General features: G+C 65.6%; 23 protein-coding genes. 11 read left to right on the forward strand and 12 right to left on the reverse strand.

Features of this window, described 5'->3' with window-relative positions:
* Positions 1-11: 11 nt before the first annotated feature.
* Positions 12-2,498, forward strand: coding sequence for an alpha/beta hydrolase (locus GIW81_RS15305; protein ID WP_154740219.1), 2,487 nt, complete (start codon positions 12-14; stop codon positions 2,496-2,498).
* 128 nt (positions 2,499-2,626) lie between these two features.
* Positions 2,627-3,145, forward strand: coding sequence for a hypothetical protein (locus GIW81_RS15310; RefSeq protein WP_154740220.1), 519 nt, complete (start codon positions 2,627-2,629; stop codon positions 3,143-3,145).
* 12 nt (positions 3,146-3,157) lie between these two features.
* Here the strand turns inward: GIW81_RS15310 and GIW81_RS15315 are convergent, their stop codons facing one another.
* Complete coding sequence (locus GIW81_RS15315; RefSeq protein WP_154740221.1) at positions 3,158-4,213, reverse strand: C40 family peptidase; 1,056 nt, start codon at positions 4,211-4,213, stop codon at positions 3,158-3,160.
* A gap of 201 nt (positions 4,214-4,414) precedes the next feature.
* Between GIW81_RS15315 and GIW81_RS15320 the strand changes: the two genes are divergently transcribed.
* Positions 4,415-5,623 carry an ATP phosphoribosyltransferase regulatory subunit gene (locus tag GIW81_RS15320; RefSeq protein ID WP_229309330.1) on the forward strand — a complete coding sequence of 403 codons (1,209 nt, stop codon included), beginning with the start codon at positions 4,415-4,417 and terminating at the stop codon, positions 5,621-5,623.
* Positions 5,620-6,333 (forward strand): ATP phosphoribosyltransferase, encoded by a 714-nt coding sequence (gene hisG / locus GIW81_RS15325; protein ID WP_154740222.1) that lies wholly within the window; start codon positions 5,620-5,622, stop codon positions 6,331-6,333. Before GIW81_RS15320 ends, hisG begins: the two co-directional genes overlap by 4 nt.
* A gap of 4 nt (positions 6,334-6,337) precedes the next feature.
* Here hisG and GIW81_RS15330 read toward each other — a convergent pair whose 3' ends face one another.
* The 7 genes from GIW81_RS15330 to GIW81_RS15360 all read right to left on the reverse strand — a co-directional run bounded on the left by GIW81_RS15330 (position 6,338) and on the right by GIW81_RS15360 (position 12,348).
* Entirely contained in the window at positions 6,338-7,375 is a 1,038-nt protein-coding gene (locus GIW81_RS15330; protein ID WP_195930592.1) for an HlyD family secretion protein, read from the reverse strand.
* A complete protein-coding gene (locus GIW81_RS15335; protein WP_154740224.1) occupies positions 7,368-8,234 on the reverse strand; it encodes an ABC transporter ATP-binding protein in 867 nt (288 codons plus the stop codon). The genes GIW81_RS15330 and GIW81_RS15335 overlap by 8 nt, the downstream gene beginning before the upstream one ends.
* A complete protein-coding gene (locus tag GIW81_RS15340; RefSeq protein ID WP_456077609.1) occupies positions 8,231-9,424 on the reverse strand; it encodes an FtsX-like permease family protein in 1,194 nt (397 codons plus the stop codon). The genes GIW81_RS15335 and GIW81_RS15340 overlap by 4 nt, the downstream gene beginning before the upstream one ends.
* Positions 9,425-9,559: 135 nt before the next feature.
* The gene (locus GIW81_RS15345) at positions 9,560-10,084 is read right to left on the reverse strand and encodes a hypothetical protein (protein ID WP_154740225.1); all 525 of its coding nucleotides are present in this window, start codon (positions 10,082-10,084) and stop codon (positions 9,560-9,562) included.
* A 217-nt stretch (positions 10,085-10,301) separates the two neighbouring features.
* Entirely contained in the window at positions 10,302-10,817 is a 516-nt protein-coding gene (locus GIW81_RS15350) for a hypothetical protein (protein WP_154740226.1), read from the reverse strand.
* Between the two features lie 177 nt (positions 10,818-10,994).
* Entirely contained in the window at positions 10,995-11,477 is a 483-nt protein-coding gene (locus tag GIW81_RS15355; RefSeq protein ID WP_154740227.1) for a hypothetical protein, read from the reverse strand.
* A 166-nt stretch (positions 11,478-11,643) separates the two neighbouring features.
* The gene (locus GIW81_RS15360) at positions 11,644-12,348 is read right to left on the reverse strand and encodes a hypothetical protein (protein WP_195930593.1); all 705 of its coding nucleotides are present in this window, start codon (positions 12,346-12,348) and stop codon (positions 11,644-11,646) included.
* 406 nt (positions 12,349-12,754) lie between these two features.
* On the opposite strand from GIW81_RS15360, the gene GIW81_RS15365 reads away from it, so the two are divergent.
* The 3 genes from GIW81_RS15365 to bfr all read left to right on the forward strand — a co-directional run bounded on the left by GIW81_RS15365 (position 12,755) and on the right by bfr (position 14,530).
* A complete protein-coding gene (locus tag GIW81_RS15365; protein ID WP_154740229.1) occupies positions 12,755-13,243 on the forward strand; it encodes an RrF2 family transcriptional regulator in 489 nt (162 codons plus the stop codon).
* 164 nt (positions 13,244-13,407) lie between these two features.
* Positions 13,408-13,752 carry a (2Fe-2S)-binding protein gene (locus GIW81_RS15370; RefSeq protein ID WP_154740230.1) on the forward strand — a complete coding sequence of 115 codons (345 nt, stop codon included), beginning with the start codon at positions 13,408-13,410 and terminating at the stop codon, positions 13,750-13,752.
* 280 nt (positions 13,753-14,032) lie between these two features.
* Positions 14,033-14,530, forward strand: coding sequence for a bacterioferritin (bfr, locus tag GIW81_RS15375; protein WP_154740231.1), 498 nt, complete (start codon positions 14,033-14,035; stop codon positions 14,528-14,530).
* Positions 14,531-14,590: 60 nt separating this feature from the next.
* Here bfr and GIW81_RS15380 read toward each other — a convergent pair whose 3' ends face one another.
* Positions 14,591-15,940 (reverse strand): AmpG family muropeptide MFS transporter, encoded by a 1,350-nt coding sequence (locus GIW81_RS15380; protein WP_154740232.1) that lies wholly within the window; start codon positions 15,938-15,940, stop codon positions 14,591-14,593.
* Positions 15,941-16,061: 121 nt separating this feature from the next.
* On the opposite strand from GIW81_RS15380, the gene glpK reads away from it, so the two are divergent.
* Positions 16,062-17,552, forward strand: a complete 1,491-nt coding sequence (gene glpK, locus GIW81_RS15385) for a glycerol kinase GlpK (protein WP_154740233.1) — start codon at positions 16,062-16,064, stop codon at positions 17,550-17,552.
* 4 nt (positions 17,553-17,556) lie between these two features.
* Positions 17,557-18,876 carry a hypothetical protein gene (locus GIW81_RS15390; protein WP_154740234.1) on the forward strand — a complete coding sequence of 440 codons (1,320 nt, stop codon included), beginning with the start codon at positions 17,557-17,559 and terminating at the stop codon, positions 18,874-18,876.
* Between the two features lie 741 nt (positions 18,877-19,617).
* Here GIW81_RS15390 and GIW81_RS15395 read toward each other — a convergent pair.
* On the reverse strand, positions 19,618-20,379 hold the full coding sequence (locus GIW81_RS15395; protein ID WP_154740235.1) for a cyclase family protein: 762 nt from the start codon (positions 20,377-20,379) through the stop codon (positions 19,618-19,620).
* 10 nt (positions 20,380-20,389) lie between these two features.
* Positions 20,390-21,349, reverse strand: a complete 960-nt coding sequence (locus tag GIW81_RS15400; protein ID WP_154740236.1) for a fumarylacetoacetate hydrolase family protein — start codon at positions 21,347-21,349, stop codon at positions 20,390-20,392.
* Positions 21,350-21,468: 119 nt separating this feature from the next.
* Between GIW81_RS15400 and GIW81_RS15405 the strand changes: the two genes are divergently transcribed.
* Both GIW81_RS15405 and GIW81_RS15410 read left to right on the forward strand, forming a co-directional pair.
* The gene (locus tag GIW81_RS15405) at positions 21,469-21,807 is read left to right on the forward strand and encodes a hypothetical protein (RefSeq protein ID WP_154740237.1); all 339 of its coding nucleotides are present in this window, start codon (positions 21,469-21,471) and stop codon (positions 21,805-21,807) included.
* A 62-nt stretch (positions 21,808-21,869) separates the two neighbouring features.
* Positions 21,870-22,163 carry a GlsB/YeaQ/YmgE family stress response membrane protein gene (locus GIW81_RS15410; RefSeq protein WP_154740238.1) on the forward strand — a complete coding sequence of 98 codons (294 nt, stop codon included), beginning with the start codon at positions 21,870-21,872 and terminating at the stop codon, positions 22,161-22,163.
* 4 nt (positions 22,164-22,167) lie between these two features.
* On the opposite strand, the gene GIW81_RS15415 is transcribed toward GIW81_RS15410, so the two are convergent.
* Positions 22,168-22,848 (reverse strand): hypothetical protein, encoded by a 681-nt coding sequence (locus tag GIW81_RS15415; protein WP_195930594.1) that lies wholly within the window; start codon positions 22,846-22,848, stop codon positions 22,168-22,170.
* Positions 22,849-22,867 lie beyond the last annotated feature (19 nt).

Raw genomic sequence — 22,867 nt, forward strand, 5'->3', positions numbered from 1 at the left:
GGAATTCGACCGTGTTCGCCCGAAAAACGATTGCCGTTACGAGCCTTCTGGCGCTGCTCGCGCTGTTCTCAGTGCTGATGCACGGCGCCGCCGACGCCCAATCGCGCTGGCCGCCGTGGCAAAGTTACGGTGAAGCGGAGGATGCGTCTCGCAAGAAGCCGCGCAAGGCTCGGCCGGGCGAAACCGCCCTGCTCAACCGGCAGATCGCCCAGCTGAAGGCCGCCGGCAAGTATGCCGAGGCGATACCGCTGGCGCAGAAGGCGCTGGCGCTGGCGGAAAAGAAAGGTGCGACGAGCCCTGACGTCGCCAATGCACTCGATACGCTCGCCTCGCTCTATGAGGCACAGAACAACTACGCGGAAGCCGAGCCGCTCTTGAAGCGCTCGCTGGCCATCCGCGAGGAGGCAACAGGGCAACCGGGCGTCGCTGCGTCGCGCGAGCGTCTTGCCGTCACCTATGACAAGCTCGGTCGTTCGGCTGACGCGCAGGCCACGCGCGAGGAGACGATCGTCGTAGGCAAGGGCGGCGGCAACGGCGCGGCCATGAAAGAAGCGCCCAGTGCCGAGGTTGCCGTGAAGGAAAAGGCCGCCCAGGAAGCAAAGAAGGCCGCCGAAGAAGCGAAGGAAACGGCTGAGGAAGACCTGGCGCGGAAACAAGCAGAGCAGCAGCAAGCCAAGCAAGAGCCGGCCAAGCCGGACGCGCCGCTGCCGCGCTACAGCGCGCGGCCGGTCGAGCCGCAGGAGCCTGCCGGTGGCGCCGCACCGCCCGATGCTGCCCCGCCTGCGGCAGCGCCCGATGATCCTGCCACCGTCCAGATCCCGGCGGCGGACGGAGCCGGTTCATCCGGTGGCGGTGGCGCGAGCACGGCCGAGGCCCCGCCCGCCGCAGCCAACGGCCAGCCGCACGTGCCCGAGCCGCCGGTCGGCGCGCCGAGTAGCGATGCGGGCGAGATGAAGCCGGGAGCGCCGGCGCCCGATTCCGCTGAAGCCGCCAAAGCGGAGGAGCCCGCAAAGGGCGAAATTGAGTCTCCCTCCTGGTTGCGCTTGGAGCGCGAGGCTCCGCCACCGGTCGCCGAGCCCTCGCCTCCTCGTCCTCCACCTGCAGCAGCCAACGGTACCCCTCCTGCAGACGCCGCTCCGCCGCCCGAGGGCGCCTTCGGCGGTGCCCCTCCGCCGATGGCCGAGGCTGCCCCGCCGGCGGATGGAGACGACGCGGCGGGACCGCCCGTTGCGACCGCACAGCCGCCGCCTCCCCCTCCGGACGCCGTGCCACCGCCGGCGCTGCCTGACACTGGAACGGATCAAGACGGTGTCGGACGTGGCCGCGCCGACGCAAAGCGTATGGGGGCGCCGCGGGCTCCGTCGGCTGCCGCACCGGCGCCCGTTACGGAAGCACCCACAGGCGGCGGCGCCGCTGCTCCGCCCGCCGGACCGGAAGGCGACTGGCAGGTCGTTCCCGTCTATTGGGGAACCGACCGCGCCGTTCAGCCGAACGCGCAACGGCTGGTGTTCGGCTCTGATCGCGCGCGCAAGCTGCAGCTCGGCATGGCCGAGATCACCGTGCCGAAGGTGCACGAGGTGCCGAACGTCGAGCGGCCGTGGGTGGTGAAGATCCCCTATTTCGACGTGACGATCTACGCCGAGAAGGAAGACGCGAAGAAGCACTTCACGGTGAAGGAGATCAAGGCCCTCAGCCGCGAGGAATTGGTGGCGCTGGTGAAGGCGCGCCTCAAGGATTCAAAAATCTTCAAGGATCAGGCGCTCGTCTTCGTGCACGGCTACAACACGTCGTTCGACAACGCGCTCTACCGCACGGCGCAGATTGCCTACGACCTCGACTTCGACGGCGCGCCGTTCCTCTACAGCTGGCCGTCGGGCGGGGCAGTGGCGAGCTACACCTACGATCGCGAGAGCGCGCAGGCGTCCGAGCCGTACCTGCGCGAGTTCCTGCAAATGGTCGTGAAGGAGACCGGCGCGAAGCAGGTGAGTATCATCGCGCATTCGATGGGCAACCAGCCGGTGATGGACGTGCTGCGCGACATGCGCAACGCGGCGCCGGAAGGCGTCGAGATCAGCCAGGTGATCCTCGCCGCCCCCGATGTCGACGCCGACAGCTTCTCCAACCTCGCCAAGACGATCCAGGGGCTTGCCAAGAACGTCACGCTCTATGTGGCGGGCAACGATCGGGCGCTGATCGTGTCGCGCAACTTCTGGGGCAGCTACCGCGCCGGCGACGTGCCGCCGGCCGGGCCGCTGATCCTGCCGGGCATCGACACCATCGACGTGACGGCCGCCTCGACCGACACGTTCGCCATCAACCACTCGGGCTATGCCGCCAACAACAAGCTGCTCGACGACGTCGGCGAGCTCCTGAAGACGGGACTTCGGCCCCCGGAGAAGCGGGTTCTCAAGCCGGACAAGGTCACCATCCAGGCCGGCGATTACTGGAAATACGTGCCATCGCTTGCGGCGCCGGTGGTCACCGGGTCGCCTCCATAAAGAGCCGGCGCCCGCAGCTTCTGGGCGCCGGAAGGTTTTGTTTACCCTGCCTTGCGAGACTTGCCGCCGGTCAACGTCGACCGGTGGTGAGGGCGCACGCCGGCAAACGGCGGGTCGCAGTGTGGTGTATGCGTTGGCAGCGACTTGAGAATTCTGATCATTCCACAGCGCGCTCGGTGCGGCTGGCATCACCCCTGGTCTTTGCAACCTGCATTGCCGCGGTAGGCGCGCTGCTCTTTGCCTCGACCCCGGCGCCGGCCGAGGAGGAGCTGGTCGAAGGCGGCAAGGTCACGGACATCGAGGACCCCGGGAGCGGCATGCCGGCTTCCAATCCGCGCGTGAAGAGCCTCCTCGCCGGACATTCCAACGACTTCGTAACGCTTTGCGTCGCCGGATGCGCAGGCAAGCCGGCGATCGTGCAGGTGCTGCCGAAACCGGTTCAGGCGCGCACGGCGGCCATGCGCACCACGGCAGCCGGCGGCGCGCGGCAGCCAAGCCCTGCCGCCGCGGACAACAGCGTCACGTGCGTTGCCGGATGCGGCGGGAAGGCAGGCGAGGCGGTGCAGCGTCTTCCGGATCTGCTGCCGCCCAAGCCGGTTGCGCCACGCTCCGAGGACGGCAATGAGCCGCTCGACATCGTCCGCTGAACGTTTCGCGCTTCACTCGATGAGCTTGCGCACGTCGTCGTAGCTGGCGACCTTGTAGACCATGCCGTTCTTGATGAAGTAGAGCCACTCGAGCTTGTCGCTGGCGGCGAGGTTCTCCGGCGTCACTGATTGCAGCGCGTCGAAGTTCTGCTTCCTGAACAGCACCGCCGTCGTCTTGGACGTCTCGTCGTCAAGGTAGCCCCAGTCCTCCTGCGCGGGCAGACGTGTCGCCGCCTCCGGCTCGAAGACGACCTCGTTCAGCGCCGAGGCTGGCAATTGCCCCGCCTTGATGTATTCGATCGCCGCTTCGACGAAGCCGACCTGAACCAGGCCCGAGCAGATGAACTCGTTCGGCGCGTCCCAATTGCGCTCACGGAAATTGCGCACCGCGTCGCGCTCGCCGGTGACGCTGCGCTCCACGCCGAACCACAGGCTGCGCGCGATCGAGCCGATCGCCCAGTAGTTATAGCTCGCCTTGATCTTGTCGAGCAGCAGCCCGCGCACGCGCGACTGCTTGGGCTCGTCGAACCATTCCTTGCGGAACCGCTTGATGGCGATGAAGGCGCTCTTGTCGGCGATGTAGTCGCGCAGGTTGGTGAGATCGACGCCGCCGGTGCCCGCTTCGATGACGAAGGTGCTCGTGTAGCCCGACTCGAACTGCGGCCCGGTGAACACCATCGCCGAGTGCGAGAACGGCGAGTTGGTCGCCCAGCGGATGGCCCACGAGGCGACGTCCCATTCGCGGCGCGTCAGCACCACGTCGGCACGCTCGAGATACTTGCCGGCGAGGAAATCCTCGACGGGCATCGGCCACACCTCTTGGACGACCTCTTCCTCGAGCGGCGGCGGCTCCCCGCCAGTGGCGGGTTGCGGGGCGGGCACGGGGGCCGGCGTCGGTGCAGACGGGGCTGCTGCTGGCGGTTGTGTGGCGGGCGCAGTCTCACTTTGCGCCAGCGCATCGGGGCGCTCGGCCGGGATCGGGGTCGGCGGCGTCAGGGCGAAAGGCGTTCCGGCAATGGCGAGAAGCGCCAGAACCGCCAGTCCGGTTGCGATGAGATAGCGATGCATCGACGGCCCCCTGGAGTGAGCGCTGCTTTGCCTGATGGCTTAGTCCAACGACGCGCGCCGGCAAGCGGAGCTCAACATAGCTTGTTAACGGACGGAAGGCACCGCCGGCGGACCGGCCAATTCACTGCCGCGGCCCGGCGTGCGACCGCGCTGCATCATCGGCCTTGCCGAGGGGCCCCGCCTCGTCCAAAAGATCGGCCCTTGAACTCAGCTACAGCTCTGGAAGCGGTTATGGGCGCGGCGCAGCCGGTAAATTTCGAGGCACTCGAGGCGCAAGCGCGCACGCTGCTGGCTGTTTTCATCGCAGCGGGCTACGAGGCCGTGGCGCCCGACATCATTCAGCCGGCGGGCGTATTCCTCGACGTGGTCGGCGAGGCGCTGCGCGGGCGCACCTATGTGTTCACCGACTTGAGCGGCGAGGAGCTGTGCCTGCGGCCCGACCTTACGGTGCCGACGTGCCGGCTCTACCTGCAGCGGCACCCGCACGCCGACCGCGAGGCTTTCTACAGCTACAACGGCCCCGCCTTCCGCTTCCAGCCGGCGAGCGCCGACGCATCGCACCCGCGCGAATTCCGCCAGGCGGGTATCGAAGCCTTCGGCGACAAGGACGCGAGCGAAGCTGATGCGCGCACGCTCGTGCTCATGCTGCGCGCGCTGCAGCAGGCGGGACTTCCCGGCTGGCGGTTGCGCATCGGCGATGTCGGCTTGTTCGACGCGCTGCTTGCTGCCGGCGATATGCCGGAGCGTTGGCGGCGGCGGCTGCGGCACCAATTCTGGCGTCCGGACGCGTTCCGTGCCGAGCTGAAGCGACTATCGAGCGGCCCGGCTCGGTCGGCGGCGTCGTTTCCGCGCGCGCTGATCGACAAACTCGATCCCGAGGATGCCGCCGGCGCCGAGCTGCTGGTGACGGAGTATCTGGACGCGGGCAACGTGGAGCTCATTGGCGTACGCTCGGCAGCGGAGATCGCCGAGGGCCTGCTTGCCGTCGCCGCCGATGCGAAGGCACCGCCGCTGAAACCGGATACGGCGGCGCTGATTGACGCGTACGTGCGCACGCGCGTGCCGGCACCGCAGGCGACCACCGCGCTGCGCGACCTGGTCGGTACCGGAAGCGAGCGCTTTGCCGCGGCGCTCGAGGCCTATGATCGGCGCTGCATGCTGCTTGCCGAAAGCGGCGTCGACATCGCCGCGATGGAGTTCTCCGCCGAGTTCGGGCGCAGCGTCGGGTACTACACCGGGTTCGTGTTCGAGATCGTAGTCGATGCGCTCGGGCCGACGAGCCCGGTTGGCGGCGGCGGCCGCTACGACGGCCTGTTGAAGGCGGTGGGTGCGCCGCGCAACGTGCCCGCCGTCGGCGGCGCCGTGCACACCGAACGCCTGCTAACCGTCGTGCGCGGGGGCAAGCGATGAGCACGCGGCTGACATTTGCGGTGCCGTCGAAGGGGCGGCTGATGGAGCAGACGGCCGAGTTCCTCGGCAAGTCGGGCCTGAAGCTGCGCAAGGTCGGCAACGAGCGCGGCTACCGCGGCGAGGTCGAGGGCGTCGACGGCATCGACGTCGCGTTCATCTCCGCATCCGAGATCGTCTCCGCGTTGAACAACGGACGCGCACACATCGGCGTCACCGGCGAGGATCTGGTACGCGAGAACATCGTCAACGCCGACGAGCGCGTGGCGCTCCTGAAGCCGCTCGGCTTCGGGCATGCCAATGTGGTCGTCGCGGTGCCGTCGTGCTGGATCGACGTGAACGAGGTGAGCGATCTGGAGGCTGCGGCCGTTGCGTTCCGGCGCGAGCACGGGCGGCCGTTCCGCGTGGCGACCAAGTACCTGAACTTGGCGCGCCGCTTCCTGTCGGGCAAAGGCCTGGCCGACTACCGCATCGTGGAAAGCCTGGGCGCCACCGAAGGCACGCCGGCCGCCGGCACGGCCGATCTCATTGTCGACATCACATCGACCGGGGCGACGCTCGCTGCCAACGGCCTGAAGGTGCTCGAGGACGGCGTCATCCTGCGGTCGGAGGCGAACCTCGTCGCCTCGCGCATGGCGACGTGGGCGCCGGAAACGAAAAAGGCGCGCGATACTCTGCTCGCGCGCCTCGGTATTTCTCACACTCTAGCCTAGCCGATCAGCGATCGGGGCGCACGAAGGCCTCGACGCGCATGCCGGGCAGCAGTGGCACGTCGCCTTCGAGATCGATGGTCATCTCCAGCACCTCGATGTCGGACGGGCGGCGCGGACCGCGGGCGGAGATTCGCGGGGTGGCCATGGTCGGCGCCAGCGCGGTCACCTTGCCTTCGAAGTCCTTGCCCGGATAGTTGATCGAGCGCACGAACGCCTTCTGGCCGACCTTGATCTTGGCGACGTCGCCGTCGTCGACCTCGGCCTTGACCTTCAGCACGTCCATGTCGCCGACGACGACGAGCGGGTGCTCGGGCGACGGCGAGACGATCTCACCCTGCTTGACAGAGAGTTGCAGCACGCTGCCCTTGCGCGGGGTGCGAATACGCGTCTTGTCGAGCTGCGAGGCAGCCAGCGCCACGTTGGCACGAGCCGCAGTGAGCGCCGACTCGAACTGGTTCGGCGACGGCAAGCTCGCCTTCGCCTGCGCCTGGGCATACGACAGGCGCTCGCGCTCGACGCGCTCCTGCGCCTTGCCGAGACGGCGGCGGGCGTCGGCGAGCTGCTGCTCGGTCGCTTCGCCGCGGCGCTTGCCGGTGAGCGCGGCGTCGAGCTCGAAGCGAGCGCCGATGACCTCGCGCTCGGAGGAGAACACGTTGTCCTCGCCCTTGGTCACGTCCTCGCGGCCGCTGGTCGAGGGCTCGGCGTCGCGCTGACGCTTGCGCAGGCCCGCTTCGGCCTCCGCCGCGGCGAGACGCGCACGTGCCTCCTCGTCATCAAGACGGATGAGCAACTCGCCCTCCTCGACGTCGTCGTTGAGCTTCACCGTCACGTCGGCGACTTGGCCGAGGATGGCGACGCCGATGTTGACCTCGCCGGAGCCGGGCTCGACCCGGCCGGGCGCGGCGGCGACCCATTGGGCGCCGGTTTTGGGCGTCTCCTTGGCGGTTTTAGTCTCGCCGGAGAAGTAGGTGCCCTCGCTCAGCACGTAGCCGAGAAGGGCGGCCGCGACCAGCGCCGCGACGATACCGATAGTTCTAAGCATTTCGTCTGATCCTATAGCGGCCGCCGAGACCTTTCGGCGATGTGTTGGAGTCATCGTCATTCGGCGTCGGCTCGGTGACGGGTATCACCAGCTCGGCGCGTTCATGAGCTTCGTGTTGTTCGGCGGCATGGGCGTAGGTCGGGTTGGCACCTTTCTGCGGCCGCTCGTCACTGTGAATCTTACCGTCCTCGATGCGCACGATGCGGTCGGCATAAGGCAGTGTGCGGTGATCGTGTGTAACGGCGAGAACAGCTCGGTTGGGATCTTTGGCGACCTCGGAGAGAAGCGCCATCACCGCCCGGCCGTTCTCCGCGTCGAGTGCAGCCGTCGGCTCGTCGGCGAGGATCACCGACGGCGCGCCGGCGAGCGCGCGGGCCAGCGCGACGCGCTGCTTCTCGCCGCCCGACAGTTTTGCCGGGTAGGTGTTGGCGCGATGGCCAAGGCCCACCGCGATGAGCGCATTGAGGGCGTGGACCGGAGGGTCGACGACCGGCTTGGCGCGCACGTCGAGGGCCAGCATGACGTTCTCGGTTGCCGTCATGGTGGGGAACAGGTTGTACCCCTGGAACACGAAGCCGACGTGCTGGCGCCGGACGTTGGCGAGACCCTCTGCATCGAGGCCGACCGTCTGGTTGCCGGCCACATCGAGCTGGCCCTCGGTCGGCGACAGGATGCAGCCGAGGATCGACAACAGAGTCGTCTTGCCCGAGCCCGACGGTCCCATGAGTAGGGTGAGCTCGCCCGAGTAGAGCTTGAGATCGATGCCTTTCAGCGGCCTCACCTCGTAGGCGCCCGAGCCGAACACCTTCACAATGTCGCGGGCCTCGAGCAGGACCTTGCGGTCCGGGTTGGCGGTCATCGGCTGAACACTCCTGCGGGATCGATGCGCGTCACCTTGAAGATGGCCGAAACGGCGGCGATGGCGCACATGCCAATAGTGAGAGCGAAGAGAAGCAGGGCGAGGCCCGGCGTCATGATGATGAATAGAGTGGTGTCCTTCGACGCCCAGATGACGAGCATCGACAGCACCATCCCGATGCCGTAGCCGACCACGGCCGACATCATGGCCTGGAAAAGGATGACCTTGTGAATGTATCCGGCCGAGGCGCCGAGGGCGCGCAGGGTGGCGAACTCATTCAAGTGGTCCTTGGTGCTCGAGTAGAGCGTCTGGGCGACGATGACGACGCCGACGATCATGCCAAGCGCGGCACCGGCGATGAGCGCCGAGCCGGCGCCCGTCTGGAACAGCCAGTAGTCGACGCTGCGGTTGCGGAACTCCTGTTGGGTGAGGATCTCGCGATCCTGCAGCCGGGCCATGAGGTCTGCGCGCACGGTCTCGATGTCGGCGCCGGGCTCCAGCCGCACCAGCGTATAGGAGGACTGGTTGCTGCCGGCGTCGAGCAGCGTACGGGCGAGGTTCAAGGAAGTGAACACGTAAGGCAGCGTCGTGAAGGAGCGGATGGCGTGCGTCACGGCGGCTATCTTGACGCGCATACCGTTGATCTCGGCCGTCTCACCGTTGTTCTCGACGCCGAGATCCTTGAAGTAGGTGTCGTCGACGGCGACCGACAAGGGTGCATCGAGGTCGCCGAGGTTGCCGGCGACGAGGTTCCAAGGCTTCAGCGTGCCGTCCTCATGATCCGAGCCGACGATCAACACTGCCGTCATGCCGCCCTTGGGCTTGCGCCAGGCAGCAAAGCCGACAACCAGCTCTTCGCTGCCGGCGACGCCTTTCGTCGACAGCACCGAATACTTCTCGTGGCCGATGAGCAGCGATGGATCGTCGAAGCTTTTAGTGCCGAGCGGTGCCACCCAAAGGTCGCCCTTCGACTGGTCGAGCATGGCGGCGATCATCCGCTCCGAGCCGATGTACAGGCCGCACTGAACGGCGACGAGCACGACGGAGAAGACGATGCCGGTGAGCGTGACGATGAGACTGAGACGATCGTGAAACAGATTTCGGTAGGCAAGCTTGCCCGCCATCTTGACGGTCTTCGGCTTGCCTTGCGGTACCTGTGCCTGGATAGGCAAAGTATCGGCTTGCGCCATGTTGGATCCCCTTCGCCGGCGTAATCGACTGCGGGCGGTTGCGGCGGTGCATCAATAAGGTCCGGCCAGCGCCGGAGAGTGTCACGAAGCCGCGAGCCGGTACACCCGGCTCGCGGCCGTCAGAAGGTCAAATCCTCATTCGCACCGCACTGAAAGCGTCATGCCAACGGAGGGAAAGAACTTCTTGCAGTCAAGCTTTCCGGCGGTCTTGTCCGGCTTTGCCTCGTCTTTCGCGGACTTGGCATCGACCTTAACTGCAACCGGGGTTTCGGTTTCCGGCTCGGCGATGGCCGAAGTCTTGATGGGCTCGGCAGCGCTCGCGATCGACGAGTTCTCGGTGTCGGCGATCACCTCCACCTCGTCGGTGACCGGCGCAGTGGCGACGACCTCCGGCTTGGACACCTTCTTGTCGACCTTGGCGACCTTGGAAACCGACGGCGTCGACTTCTTGGCGACGTATGTCTTCTTCGCGACCCGGCGCGCGATGTAGCGCTTACGCTTGTAGTGGCGATGACTGTAGCCGCCACCGCCGCCGTGCGAGTTGAATGCCGGGAACCCACCGAACCCGAGCCGGATCTTGAGACCCGCCTCCGCCGACGACGCGAAAATGGTCGCCGCCGCGATCAGCGTGCCGATGAGAGCGACTAGGGACTTATTCATTTCTTTCTCCAGTGCCTTCCTGTTCGTGTTGCGAACGATGGGCGGCGCGGGTTGCGCTCACCTTGGCGCTTGTTTGCCAGGGATTGGAAATGGACGCTGTTCCAGCAGGCACAGGTCGAGAGTGTTTCGCGGGCATGCGTCGGCGACCGCCACGTCGAAAAGCAAACGGCCCCGGACACGATGCCGGGGCCGTTGCGTGCTGCTCAATTTAGGCGGGTTACTTGGCGCAGGGGACCGAGAGGGTCATGCCCACGGTGGCGAAGAAGGATTTGCAGCCGATGTCCTTGATGGCCGCGGCGACCTTCTGCGCCGGCTCCTCGGCCGGAGCGGCGGCAACCTTCGCGAGCTTCTTCGCGGGCACGTCCACCGGAGTTTCGACGACGGCCTCGGCGACTTCCTTCGAGGTCGAAATCGACGAGTTCTCGAACTCGGCCGACTTCTGCGCGATCTTCTCGACAGGCGCCGTCTTGGGCTCGGCCTTGGCGACGACCGCAGGCTTTTCGATCGTACGGCTCGCGGTCTGCACCTTGGCGGCGCTGCGGCGCACGGACTGACGCACCACGCGCTTGCGATAGGCGCGGTAACCGCCGCCACCGCCGCCACACCCGGCCTTGTGGACCTGGTTGAAGCCGGCGGGAGCGGCGAGGCGGACATTGAAGGCGGCCTCGGCGCCGGTGGCGACGGAGGCGAGGGCGACGAGGGTGGCGGCGATCACGGTGAGCAGCTTGGTCATGGTCGTCTCCGGGGACTGGTGTTCAAATCTGCGTCCACTTTGGGCGAGATGCCGCGCCGTCGCTGTCTCGGCCGGAACAGGGCTGGGGAATTTCGCGGGCCGGCCGCCCGCGCTGCAAAGCAAACGACCCCGGCCGGAGGCGCGGGGTCGGTGCAGGCGCGGGGCTCTGGGACGGCGCTAATCGCAGGGGACCGACAGCGTCATGCCGACGGAGGGGAAATAGCTCTTGCAGCCGGTCGAGCGGCTCGCCTTACGCTCGCGGGGCGCATCTTCATGGCTGGCGTCGTCGGCCGCGACTTCGCTAGACCCCGTGGCAACGGAAGAATTCTCCTTGGCGACCTTGGTGCGGACCGTGCGCGGCTCCGACTGGGCCGGGGCGGACGGCTTGGGCTCGGCGACGGTCTGTTCGGGCTGCTGCTGTCGGGGAGCGCCGCGTTGAGCGGCACGGCGGCGCGAGGCGCCGGAAGATCCGGGAGACCCGCGACTGTAATAGCCCTCCTCGGCGGCTTCCTCGCGGGCGGATTCGCGGTCGTAAGCGCGTTCGTAGGCGGCTTCGTGGCGCTCGTAGGCGCAGTCCTCGTCGCAGGCTTTGGCGCCCGGCGTGACGGTAGCTGCGAGGGTTAGAAACGTGACGGCGGTAGCGGCGAGAAGTTTGAGCATGTCGTCCCCAAGCGGTTAGGCATCGCGGGGAGCATGATGAATGCCGGCTGAACGCTGCGCTGTTCCGCGCGGTACACGCGCGTCGAGCGTCCGGCGCTCCAACGCAATCGACCCCGGCGTTTCCGCCGGGGTCGATGATGTCAGGAGGCAGATGTGCCCGGTTCCTTTACTCGCAGGGCACCGACAGCGTCATGCCGGCCGAGGGGAAGAACTTCTTGCAGTCGAGGCTCTTCGCTTCCTTGCTCGCGGTCTTGGTGTCGGTGTCGGTGTCGGTGCTGGCGGTATCGATCTTCTTCGCCGTGTCCTGCGACTTGGCGTCGGCGAGCGAGATTGACGAATTCTCGGTCTGGGCGGTTGCCGTATCGGTCGAGCCGGTGGTTACGGGCGCCGGAGCGGACTCGCCGGCCAACCTGGCGATGCTGCTCGGCTCGTTGCTGGCGTCGGTCGACGGCTTGGCATCGGCGGTCTCGGTCTTGGCCTTCGACTCGCTCTTAGCCTCTTGCGAATTCGACTTCGATTTCTTGCTGGTGACTTTCTTTTCCGAGCTGCTCTCGCGGCGAGAAGAGCGCTCCTTCTTGCGCTGGCGGTATTCACGTGCCTCGTAGCTGCCGCGGCCGCTGTTGGACATGGCGCCTATGGCTCCGAGGCCAACGCCGATTCCGATGCCGATTCCGACGCCGCGCATGCCCGCTTGCGCCGTCGACAGCGTGGTGGTGAAGGCGAGTAGGAGGGCGGCGGCAAGGGTGAGCAGCTTATTCATGACATTCTCCGTCGGTTTCAGCGTGGCGCCCGGTTGGGCTTCCATGACGCTGAGAGTGACGCAGACACCAATATGCCGCTGTTCCAGCCGGAACAGGACAGAAATTTTCACCTTCCGCGCCGCCGGTGAGACCGGCGGTCGGGCGTAGGTTTAGTAAACATCGACATATCATACGATTGCGCAGTTGAGATCAGATAGCGAATGAACTCCTCTTCTTGTGGGCGCGCGGGCAGGCGATCCGCCAACGCTCGGCTGACCCAATGCAGTCTTCCGACGGCATAGGGCCCTTTCGCGAGGGATGCTGTTCCGCCGGTGACAAGGCGCGCCATCCGTATCGGGGAGGCTCGCAAGGCCCTGCGATGTAAGCTTTTCTAATGCGAGGTGGCGAGCTTGCCTGTTAAGGTGCGTTCCGGGCACGGAGGGGGCAATTCTCCGGCTCGAGCGGCAAGGGGCGGTTGCCAAGCTTGCCCGATATGCCGTAACGCTGATTGACCCTCGCCAGAGATATCGGAATCGCATGCGCCTCAATAAATCCACGAGCCACGCTGTCCGCATCCTGATCGACTGTGCCAAAGCCGAGTCCCGGTTGGTCAAGGTGGCCGATATCGCCGAGCGGCTCGACATCACCCAGCAGAACGCTTTCAAGATCGTGCATCTGCTGTCCAAGGCCGGTTTCCTGACCTCGGTGCGCGGTCGCCACGGCGGCGTGCGTCTCGCCCGCCCGGCGGTGCAGATCCGCGTTGGCGACGTCGTCCGGTCGATCGAGACCCTTGGCCAGGAGGAGAAGCCGGCCGGCACTGGCGGCAACCTCCACCGCATCGTCGATGACGCCCTCGACGCCTTCATCAGCGTGCTGGACCAGCACACGCTGGAGGACATGGCGGGGGCATCCCAGTCTACCGGGACGCGAGAATCCGGCGGGCGCTCGGGCAAGTCGCGTTCGGGCGGGGGCTCCGGCCGCTCCCGGCGCGGGCCGCAGCAGTCCGCGCCGCGGACTCTTGGTTAACGCCGGCCAGCTAATCCTCGACACGAGCGCTCACGAGTAGATCGCCGAATTGTGCGGCGTAAGAGCGCTTGACACGAGCCTTCCGGCCTTCAAATGTGGAAACGTCATTTCCATATTTAAAGCACGCGCAGCCTTAGAGAAAATGCGCGCAGGGAAGCCCGGCGATGATCGTCTGTTCTTGTACTGAGATTTCTGATCGCGACATCGAAAGCGCGTTGCTCGAGATCCTGCGTGCACCCGATGCACCGATCCCGACGCCCGGCATCGTCTATCGTCATCTCGCCAAGCGCATGAACTGCTGCAGCTGCGCGCCGCTCGCCGTCGAGACGATCTACAACAAGGTCGATGCGCTGGAGAAGAAGGGCCTGATCTCTCCGACGCTCAGTGCGACGACGCGCTCGAAGCTGCTCGAGTTCACGTCACTCCGTTCGAGCCCTCGCATCTTGTCGCGCAATTCTGACCCCGAGACTCAGACTTCCGACGACAACGTCGTTCGCAAGATCGCCTGAACGACGGTCCATGAGTGCGCCGAAGCGCTCGCACTCCCCACATTCACGGCACTTCCTCGACAAGCGCACGAAGCAGCGGAATTCTGAGTCCGAGACTCAGGCTTCGCAGGAATGCGTTCGCAAAATCGCTTGAGCGAATTTTACACTAGAATCATTCTCATTAACGAACCAATATCGCACCGCGTCCTCCGATCGAGGATCGCGTTCCTGAGCGACGTCGCCGTGCGCGCCAACGTCAGACTCAGTACCCAAGCATATCGTTGAGGCACAGAGGGCGGCCATGAAAGGCAACAAGGAAGTTATCGACGCGCTGAACTTCGCGCTCAAGTTGGAGCTCGGCGCGGTCAATCAATATTGGCTGCATTATCGTCGGCTCGACGACTGGGGCTACACGAAGATCGCCAAGAAGGAGCGCGAGGAATCGATCGAGGAGATGCATCACGCCGACAAGCTGATCACGCGCATCATCTTCCTTGAGGGCTTCCCCAAGATGCAGGAGATCGCGCCGATGATGATCGGCGAGAACCTGAAAGAGGTGCTCGAGTGCGATCTGAAGGGCGAGTACATCGCGCAGGAGTTCTATTCCAAGGCGCGTGAGCTGTGCCGTCAGCACAAGGACTACGTGTCGATGGATCTCTTCGAGGAACTCCTGAAGGACGAAGAAGGCCACATCGACTTCATCGAGACGCAGCTCGACCTGTTGAAGAGCATCGGCATCCAGAACTACGGGCAGCTGCAGGCGGATTCGGCCGACAAGGTCGAAGGCCACGCTGACTGATCAGGCTACGTACGCTTCCCAGCGGCGGGTGTCCCAAGCGGATCGCCCGCCGCTGTGCGTTTAGCCGCCGTTGCGCTGGGTCTCGAGGGCGCGGAAGTGTCCGCGCCGCTGCAGCCACACCATCAGCATTAGCGCCGGCACCGCCGTCAGCGATGTGCCGACAAAGAACGCCGGCCAGCCGAGCGTCTCTGCCGCAAATCCTGCACCCGACGAGAACAGCGTGCGCCCCGTCGAGGCGAGCGCGGTCAACAGCGCGTACTGCGTAGCCGTGTGCAGCGGGTTGTTGCACAACGCCGACAGGTAGGCGACGAAGATCACCGTGCCGATGGCGCCGGCGAAATTCTCGACCACGATGGCGACGGTAAGCGCTTCGGCGCTCACCGGCTGATAGCCGAGCCACACGAACACCAGGTTGGAGAACATCTGCAGGAACGCGGCGATCCATAACGCCTTGTGCAGCGGCAGGGTTCGCGCCACTGCGCCACCGGCGAACCCGCCGACGAGCAGCGCGGCGAGACCCACGCCCTTGACGATTGCCGCGTACATTCCCTTCGTGTAACCGAGCGATAGGACGAACGGCGCCGTCATGGTGCCGGCGAGCGCATCGCACAGCTTGAAGAGAATGACGAACAGCAGAATGGCGATCGCCGCGTCGCGGACGAGAAACTCCGAAAAGGAATCCCTCGCCGTGGCGTAGAGCCGCTCCAGCGGACTGCCCTCCTGCGGGGCAAGGTCGCGGTCGGACTTCGGCTCGCGCGCGACGACCGCGGCAAAGAGGCCGACGAGCACGAGCAGTGCGGCGGCAGCGTAAGCAATCGGCCAGACGGCCTCCCTGCTCAGCCCCTCGGCTTCGAGCCAGGCGCTGAAGCCGATGACGCCGGCGCCCGACGCCAGCATGCCGATGCGATAAGCGGCGACGTAACCGGCCATGCCCGCGGCCTGCTCGTCGGTCGGCAGCGATTGGACGCGATATGCATCGACGACGATGTCCTGCGTCGCCGAGGCGAAGGCGACGATGAGCGCGCCGAGCCCGATCATCCACGGCGCATTGATCGGGTCGCGCGTGCCGAGAAAGACGATCGCCGCCATCAGCACGAGCTGCGAGGCGATGAGCCACGCGCGGCGGCGCCCGAACCGCCGCGACAGCCCCGGCACTTCCCAGGCGTCGACCACGGGCGCCCAGATGAATTTCAACGTGTAGGGCAATCCGGCGAGCGACAGCAGCCCGATGGTGCCGAGGTCGACGCCGCTGTCGGCCATCCACACGCGCAGGGTCTCGCCCGACAGCGCCAGCGGCAGACCGGAGGAAAACCCCAGAAGCATGATGACGAGCACGCTCGGCCGGAGATAGACGGTGAGCGCCTCGAGGTAGGACGACTTCTGCGGCTCGCTCTGCGTCGGGGCGCTCATTCGTATCAGCCTCCGGTGGGATTGGTGGGCAGGGCTTGCTACTAAGGCGCGGGCCGTCTGTCGATTGATGTCGGCGAATAGAGTGACCGCAGTGCGGCAATAAGAACTGGGGGAGGGCGGCATGGCACGCTACGTGCTGGCGATCGACCAGGGGACCACGTCGTCACGGGCGTTGCTGTTCGATAGGGAGGCGCGCGTCGCCGCTGTCGCGCAGCAGGAATTCACGCAGCACTTTCCACGCTCTGGCTGGGTGGAGCACGATCCGGAGGAGATCTGGACGGGCGCGGTGGCGACAGCCCGCGAGGCGATTGCGAAGGCGGGCGGTGCCGTCAACATCGTCGGCGTCGGCATTTCCAATCAGCGCGAGACCTCCGTCATCTGGGAGCGGGCCAGCGGCCGACCGATCCACAACGCCATCGTCTGGCAAGACCGGCGCACGGCGGAAGCGTGCGAGGCGCTGCGCGCGGCGGGACACGAGGCGACAGTGACGGCCAAGACCGGGTTGCTGCTCGATCCCTATTTCTCGGCGACCAAGATCGCCTGGATGCTCGATCAGGTGCCGGGTTCCCGGGCGCGGGCGGAGCGTGGCGAGCTCGCCTTCGGCACCATCGACTGTTTCCTGTTGTGGCGGCTGACCGGCGGGCGCGTACACGCCACCGACGTGACCAACGCCGCGCGCACCTGTCTGCTCGATATCCACACCGGGCAATGGGACTCGAAGCTGCTCGACATCTTCGGCGTTCCTCGCGCGCTGCTACCGGAGGTGCGCGACAACGCGGCGGAGTTCGGCGACACGGACGCTGACTTGTTTGGAGGTGCCATTCCCATCCGCGGCATGGCAGGCGACCAGCAGGCGGCGACGATCGGTCAGGCCTGCTTCGAAGCCGGCATGCTGAAATCCACGTACGGAACTGGTTGCTTCGCGGTGCTGAACACGGGCGCGGAGTGCATCGCTTCGAAGAACCGGCTGTTGACGACCATCGCCTATCAGCTCGGAGGCGAGCGAACGTACGCGCTCGAAGGCTCCATCTTCATCGCCGGGGCAGCGGTGCAGTGGCTGCGCGACGGGTTGAAGATCGTGCCGCACGCGTCGAAGACGGGCGCAATGGCGCGGGGCGCCGATCCTGAGCAGAACGTGGTGCTGGTGCCGGCGTTCGTCGGCCTTGGCGCGCCGTACTGGGACCCCGACTGCCGCGGCGCTCTCTATGGGCTCACCCGCAACACCGGCCCGGACGAGCTGGCGCGCGCGGCGTTGCAATCGGTCTGCTTCCAAACCTACGATCTTTTGCAGGCGATGCGCGGCGACTGGCCGGCGGCTGGGGAAAGCACGGTGCTGCGTGCCGACGGCGGCATGGCGGCTTGCGACTGGACCATGCAGCGCCTCGCCGACATCCTCGACGTGCCCGTCGACCGGCCGACAGTGGTGGAGACGACGGCGCTCGGGGCCGCTTATCTCGCGGGGCTACAGTCGGGGTTTTATCCCGAGCCCAAGCAGTTCGCCGAGCGGTGGGCGCTGGATCGGCGCTTCACGCCAAGTATGGGCGCGGAGGAGCGCTCGCGCTTGCTTTCCTCCTGGCACGATGCCGTCCGCCGCACGCTCACACCGCGCTGAAGCGATGAATTCGCCAGAGCGCCCCAAAAAATTTCTGATCTATCTCGATCAGAACTTTATCAGCGAAATGGCGAAGCTGGGAATAAACGACAGAGTGCGCCCGGACTTCCGTCGGCTTTTCGATCTCTTGCACACGGGCTTTCGAGCGGAAAAGCTTGTCGTGCTGCGATCAACAATACATGAGGTCGAGACGAGTCTTGCTGGGCACCTTCGCGATGCCATACGGGGACGTCAGTCTATGTTGGGCCATGTCCATCTGGAAACACCGTACGCGGTGAAACGCCGCCAGATAGGGCGCGCTCTTTGCCGCTATACAGCGGGTACGGGAAACATCCTGTGCCACGATGATGTACTAGAAGATGATCCCGATAAGCGGGTGGGGCAATTCGATATTGATGTGGATATGGACTGGCGCTTCGCGCAGGCCAAAGAACAGCGCGCCGAGCTGGCTGCGCGACTTGAGACCCTTCGTAAGCGCGTAGCTGAGAGCCGTATCTCTTATGAAGAACAGCGGCGGATAGAACTGGCCACGGAGCGGGAGGCGATGTTGACGAGAGCCAGCATTGCTGAATTTACGACCGTCTACGAGGTAACGGTAGAGACTTGGCGTCAGTTCGTTGCGTCGGCTGCATTCGCGAGCATACCCATAGTCGATCTCGAAGTGTCCCTTATTGCACGCGTGCTGACGGGCAACCCCAATCGAACTATCAAGCCGGGCGATTCAGCGGACCTTGATGCCGTGGCTGCATATCTGCCTTATAGCGACACGTACGCTACGGACGCTTTTGCCGCGACGTTGGTGCGATCGCTGGCTTATCACTCGAAATACAAGTGTCCTGTATTCGATGCCAAGTCGGCCGGCGTCAATAAATTGATCGAACACTTATGCAGCACTTTGGAGAGTATGAAACCCGTCAACTTGCCGGCTCTGACAATTTTTGTGGCGGCCGACGGTTCAGTGAAAGAGCAATCGTGGGAGCTCTACCGTCAGTTGGGATCGCAGGCCAGGGCCACTGGCGAGTGGATCGAAATCTACGGCTTCGATGACGGTTCGATGCCACGGTATCAGATGCGTCAAATGCCTCACATCCCGGCACCATTTTACGGGCTCCAGGAGGTAACAACACTTAGTTGTTCTGCTGACGCGTCAATCGATCGATTACTAGAAGAGTGTCGTCGCCAGTGCCGGTCTACACACTTTGTGTTCATAGACAGTGCAAAGCCGCTTTCGCCTCATTTCGTCGTGGGAGCCCTGATGGCTTGCGAAGTTGGGATGACGCAGATTGAGGGTTACGGTCTCCACCGCGCTGCCCTGACCGCTTGAAGCCGACCCTGCGAGCGAACTATGTGATGGCGATGACTATTTGCTCCTGGTTAGAACCGAACTTATTCCCACCACCTCCCGCACCCGCATACTGCCCGCGTCTTGCCCGATAGAGGGACGCGTCAAGCTTGAGCGTCTTACGTGGGGCAGGCCGGTGACCCGGACGAGGCCGCGTGAATGTTTCCGTTCGCACGCGTGTCGCGAGGACTAGCTCGTCCTCTCAAATCCGGGGTCGCGGACCGAGGCTGTGCAGGCGTGGCAACACTCTGCACGGACGCCCTCCGGCAGCGGCGCTCAGCATCCTAGAGCGCAGTCGCCTTACGATCCCGAACGCAACAGCCCGGCGTTGAACGCCACAGGGTGGGATCGGACGGTCGCTGACGATGTGCTTGCACCCTCGGCACGGCAGCACACCGACGCGGGCGCCGAAAGGCTGCCGGACTTGAAACCAGGATGGCGGTCGTTTGGCGCCCGCGCTCCCTCGTTTGTTGCGCCCACCGACTCGCACTCCGGCGAGCCGGCCGGTGGGCGCGTGGGCGATCGCCGGTTGGCGCGGGCGCCAGGGCGCATCTGCTCTTTGACATCATCGACGGTCGAGGCCGACGAGGCCGCATGTGGTTCGCAACTGGACTCTTGGCCGCGAAGCGGCAAGGCGCCAAGGGCGCCCGGCGCGAGCGCCGGCCATCAGCTCGCGTGACATATGCCGAACGCCAAGCTTTCTTCAGCTTGTGTCGCGCAACCTTACCTGATCACGGCGACGACGCGGGCCGGGGCCGCCGAGGCGCCGACGATCTTCAGCGGGAACACCATCACCTCGAAGCCCTTGGGCGGCAGCGCGCCGAGGTTGGTCAGCTGTTCCATGTGCCAGAAGGGGCGGCGCTGCCCGACGCGGTGTGCCTCCCAGAACAGCGTGTCGTCGTTGTCCGCCTTCGAGCGCGCGATCTGCGTGCGGAACGGCAGATCCCAGCCCCATTGGTCGATGCCCATGACGGTCGGACCGCGATCGAGGAGCCATTCGGTGGCGGCGGCGCTCATGCCGGTGCCGCGCGAAAAGAACTCCTTCGTGCCCATCAGCTTGTCGCGGCCGGTGCGAATGAGAACGATGGTCTTGGCGTCGAGGGTCGCGCCGGTCTTGGCGAGCGCCGCCTCGAGGTCGGCGGGTGTAATCGCGTCGTCGTCGTCCTTGTGCGTCAGGTCGAGGACGACGCCGGGGCCGATGCACTTTTCCAGCGGCATCTCGTCGATCGTTTGCGCACGCGTGCCGCCCGACGTCGGCCCGTAGTGCCAAGGCGCATCGATGTGCGTCGTCGCGTGGACCCCCATCTTGGTGATGGTGTCGTCGGCCCAGCCGGTGAAATCCTTCGGAAACAGCCGCGTCGGGAGTCCGAGCAGCCAGACGAGGGCCTTGGCGGCACGATGCCGTTTGTGGCGAATGCGCACCTGCATGAAGCGCGGGTCGCCTGGATTGAACTGAATTGGCTTCGACAGGTCGATGATCTGCATGCGCAGTCTCCTACACAATCCGGTTCGACAGCTCGCCGATGCCGTCGATGGCCAGCGCGATGGTGTCGCCCCGCGCCAGGAGGCGGCCGTGCTCGATGCCGCTGCCTCCGGGAAGCGTACCGGAGCCAAACAGCTCGCCTGGGTGGAGCTGCTCGCCCGCGCTGGCGTGCGCCAGGACCTCGCCCAGCGACCAGCGTGCATCGCGCGGCGCACACGTCGCCACCAGCCGGCCGTTTAACCGTACGCTGGCTTGAAGCTCGCGCCACTGCGGCAGGATGGCGTCGGCGCTGACGACGACGCCCGACATGGCGCTGCGAAAATGCTTGGCCTTCTGCGGGCCGAAGCCGGAACGCATCTCGGCGAGTTGCACATCGCGCGCCGAGAAGTCGTTGAGCACGACGAAGCCGCCGATCGCGCGCTCGGCTTCCGCGGGGGAGGCGTCGCGCAGCGCGTGTGCCAGTACGAAGCCCAGCTCCAGCTCATAGTCGAGCGCGCTGGTGTAAGCCGGCATGGCAATGTCGTCGCCGTCGGCGGCGAAGGTGAGATGGTTGCCCATGTAGTAGATCGGCTGGCGGTGCCACAACGCGTGCGGCCGCAAGCCGGGGAATGTCGCCCGCGTGATCGCCTCGTAGGCGCCGACGACGCGCGCCGCCCCCGGCATGAAGCGGCGCACGAAGCCGCGTGCGGCGTCGATCGCGTGTGCCTCATACAACATGAAGTCGCGAAACGAGCGCGGCTCGAAGGGAAGGATCGGGCGGGCTCCGTCGTCCACCGGCGGCACGTTGTCCGCGGCCACAACGAGGGCGCGCCGCGCCGCTTCCGGCAACGCGAGAAGGCCGATGATATCTTCGCCAACGCTTTGATCGCACGAGGGCAATTGCGCGAGCGCGGCTGCTGCCGGCACCCATCCCGTTGGTGCGAGGACCTCCGCGCGCACCTTGCCGCCGGCTGTCACGCGACGCAGCTGCATAGTCACCGCTTCGAATCTCCCGTTGATTGCGGCCGTCGCCTTTAGGGTTTCGGAACCGGGCGATTGGTAGGACGTTATACTCGGTTCGGCGTTTTTCCCTTTGAGGAGAGGAAACACCAATGGCAACCAACAAAACAATGTCGATGGGCGTGATTGCCGCGATGGCGCTGGCGCTCAGCACCGGCGCAGCGTTCGCCGATCATTTCGTCGGCACGTGGAAAGTGAAGGACTCGGGCGGCAAGGACTTCCAGATCGTCGTCGCCAAGGACGGATCCGCCACCGCCGACCGCAGCGGCGAAGGCTTGAAGGGCAACTGGGCCGAGGAAGGTGACGCCATCACCATCACCTGGGATACGGGATGGAAGACGACGATCGCCAAGGACGGCGCCGGCTACAAGAAGACCGCATATGAGGGCGACGCCGAGAAGAGCTCGTCGGCCGCCGAGAAGGTGAAGTAGGTCGAAACGAACGGGGCGCCCGACGGGCGTCCCGTTTTCGCGTTCGGGATGGAGAGCGGGCAATGGTTGTTACTTGGGCGCAGATCGTCGTGTGGCTCATCGTCGGACTGATCGGCGGGACCCTCGCCGGCGTCGTCGTGCGCTGGCAGCGCGAGGGCTTCGGCTGGTGGACCAATCTCGGCATCGGCCTCGTCGGAGCGCTGGTGGGCGGCCTCATCTTCCGGCTGTTCAACATTCTGCCGGGCTTGGACGCCATCTCGATATCGATGCGCGACTTGGCATCGGCCGTGATTGGATCGTTTCTGTTCCTGATCGCGCTGTGGGCCTGGCACAAGTACAGCGGCGGCGCGCTGTAACCGCTCAAGCCGTGCCTGCCTGTGGGCGGATGGTCATGGCGCCATTGGTGTCGATATAGACCATCAGCCGCTCCTCCCGCGCGGGAGCGTCCCGTGCCTCGGCAAAGACGCGCAGCATCCCTGATCCTGCCGGCAGGATCGAGAATGTCTGCGCTTCGCGTGCTTCTGCCGTCGCCGTCTCCGCGCCGTTCACGTCGACGCCGCACAGCTCGAAGGCTACACGGGCGCCGGGGTTGAGGTCGATCTGCTCGGCCTCCGAGTTGGCTATCTTCAGCCGCGCGCGGATGTCCACGGCGCGTCCGTCTCCGGCTTTCTGATAATCGACGAGCGTCACCGCAACATGTCGCGCCGTGCGGAAGCGCGAGGTGTTGACGACCTCGAGGTGGTAGAGCCGCAGCATGCGGTTGCCGAGGCCAACCAACGTGGCGTAGCGCTCGCCCGGGTCCAGCATGCGCAACTCGAGGCTCGGGCGGGAGACGACCTCCAAGATGATGACATGGCGCAAGAGGCGCCAATAGAGATAGGCGCCGGCGACGAGCACGGCGGGCATGGTGCCGTCGACGACGGGCCAACCGGCGATGCCACGCTGGCTCAGGTAGGCCTGGGCCTGCGGATGGAAGACCAAGGGCAAGAGCAGGATGAGGATGACGAGGAGCTCGCGCTTGAAGCCCAAGCTCGCGTGCATAATGCGGGCGCCGTTCCAG

It is taken from the genome of Hyphomicrobium album (assembly GCF_009708035.1).
Classification (GTDB): Bacteria; Pseudomonadota; Alphaproteobacteria; order Rhizobiales; family Hyphomicrobiaceae; genus Hyphomicrobium_A; species Hyphomicrobium_A album.

Bases quoted from the DNA above. Each gene is read 5' to 3' on its own strand.
- GIW81_RS15310 (WP_154740220.1), top strand. From the start codon at position 2,627: ATGCGTTGGCAGCGACTTGAGAATTCTGATCATTCCACAGCGCGCTCG.
- GIW81_RS15315 (WP_154740221.1), bottom strand. From the start codon at position 4,213: ATGCATCGCTATCTCATCGCAACCGGACTGGCGGTTCTGGCGCTTCTC.
- hisG (WP_154740222.1), top strand. From the start codon at position 5,620: ATGAGCACGCGGCTGACATTTGCGGTGCCGTCGAAGGGGCGGCTGATG.
- GIW81_RS15330 (WP_195930592.1), bottom strand. From the start codon at position 7,375: ATGCTTAGAACTATCGGTATCGTCGCGGCGCTGGTCGCGGCCGCCCTT.
- GIW81_RS15335 (WP_154740224.1), bottom strand. From the start codon at position 8,234: ATGACCGCCAACCCGGACCGCAAGGTCCTGCTCGAGGCCCGCGACATT.
- GIW81_RS15340 (WP_456077609.1), bottom strand. From the start codon at position 9,424: ATGGCGCAAGCCGATACTTTGCCTATCCAGGCACAGGTACCGCAAGGC.
- GIW81_RS15345 (WP_154740225.1), bottom strand. From the start codon at position 10,084: ATGAATAAGTCCCTAGTCGCTCTCATCGGCACGCTGATCGCGGCGGCG.
- GIW81_RS15350 (WP_154740226.1), bottom strand. From the start codon at position 10,817: ATGACCAAGCTGCTCACCGTGATCGCCGCCACCCTCGTCGCCCTCGCC.
- GIW81_RS15355 (WP_154740227.1), bottom strand. From the start codon at position 11,477: ATGCTCAAACTTCTCGCCGCTACCGCCGTCACGTTTCTAACCCTCGCA.
- GIW81_RS15365 (WP_154740229.1), top strand. From the start codon at position 12,755: ATGCGCCTCAATAAATCCACGAGCCACGCTGTCCGCATCCTGATCGAC.
- GIW81_RS15370 (WP_154740230.1), top strand. From the start codon at position 13,408: ATGATCGTCTGTTCTTGTACTGAGATTTCTGATCGCGACATCGAAAGC.
- bfr (WP_154740231.1), top strand. From the start codon at position 14,033: ATGAAAGGCAACAAGGAAGTTATCGACGCGCTGAACTTCGCGCTCAAG.
- GIW81_RS15380 (WP_154740232.1), bottom strand. From the start codon at position 15,940: ATGAGCGCCCCGACGCAGAGCGAGCCGCAGAAGTCGTCCTACCTCGAG.
- glpK (WP_154740233.1), top strand. From the start codon at position 16,062: ATGGCACGCTACGTGCTGGCGATCGACCAGGGGACCACGTCGTCACGG.
- GIW81_RS15390 (WP_154740234.1), top strand. From the start codon at position 17,557: ATGAATTCGCCAGAGCGCCCCAAAAAATTTCTGATCTATCTCGATCAG.
- GIW81_RS15395 (WP_154740235.1), bottom strand. From the start codon at position 20,379: ATGCAGATCATCGACCTGTCGAAGCCAATTCAGTTCAATCCAGGCGAC.
- GIW81_RS15400 (WP_154740236.1), bottom strand. From the start codon at position 21,349: ATGCAGCTGCGTCGCGTGACAGCCGGCGGCAAGGTGCGCGCGGAGGTC.
- GIW81_RS15405 (WP_154740237.1), top strand. From the start codon at position 21,469: ATGGCAACCAACAAAACAATGTCGATGGGCGTGATTGCCGCGATGGCG.
- GIW81_RS15410 (WP_154740238.1), top strand. From the start codon at position 21,870: ATGGTTGTTACTTGGGCGCAGATCGTCGTGTGGCTCATCGTCGGACTG.
- GIW81_RS15415 (WP_195930594.1), bottom strand. From the start codon at position 22,848: ATGCACGCGAGCTTGGGCTTCAAGCGCGAGCTCCTCGTCATCCTCATC.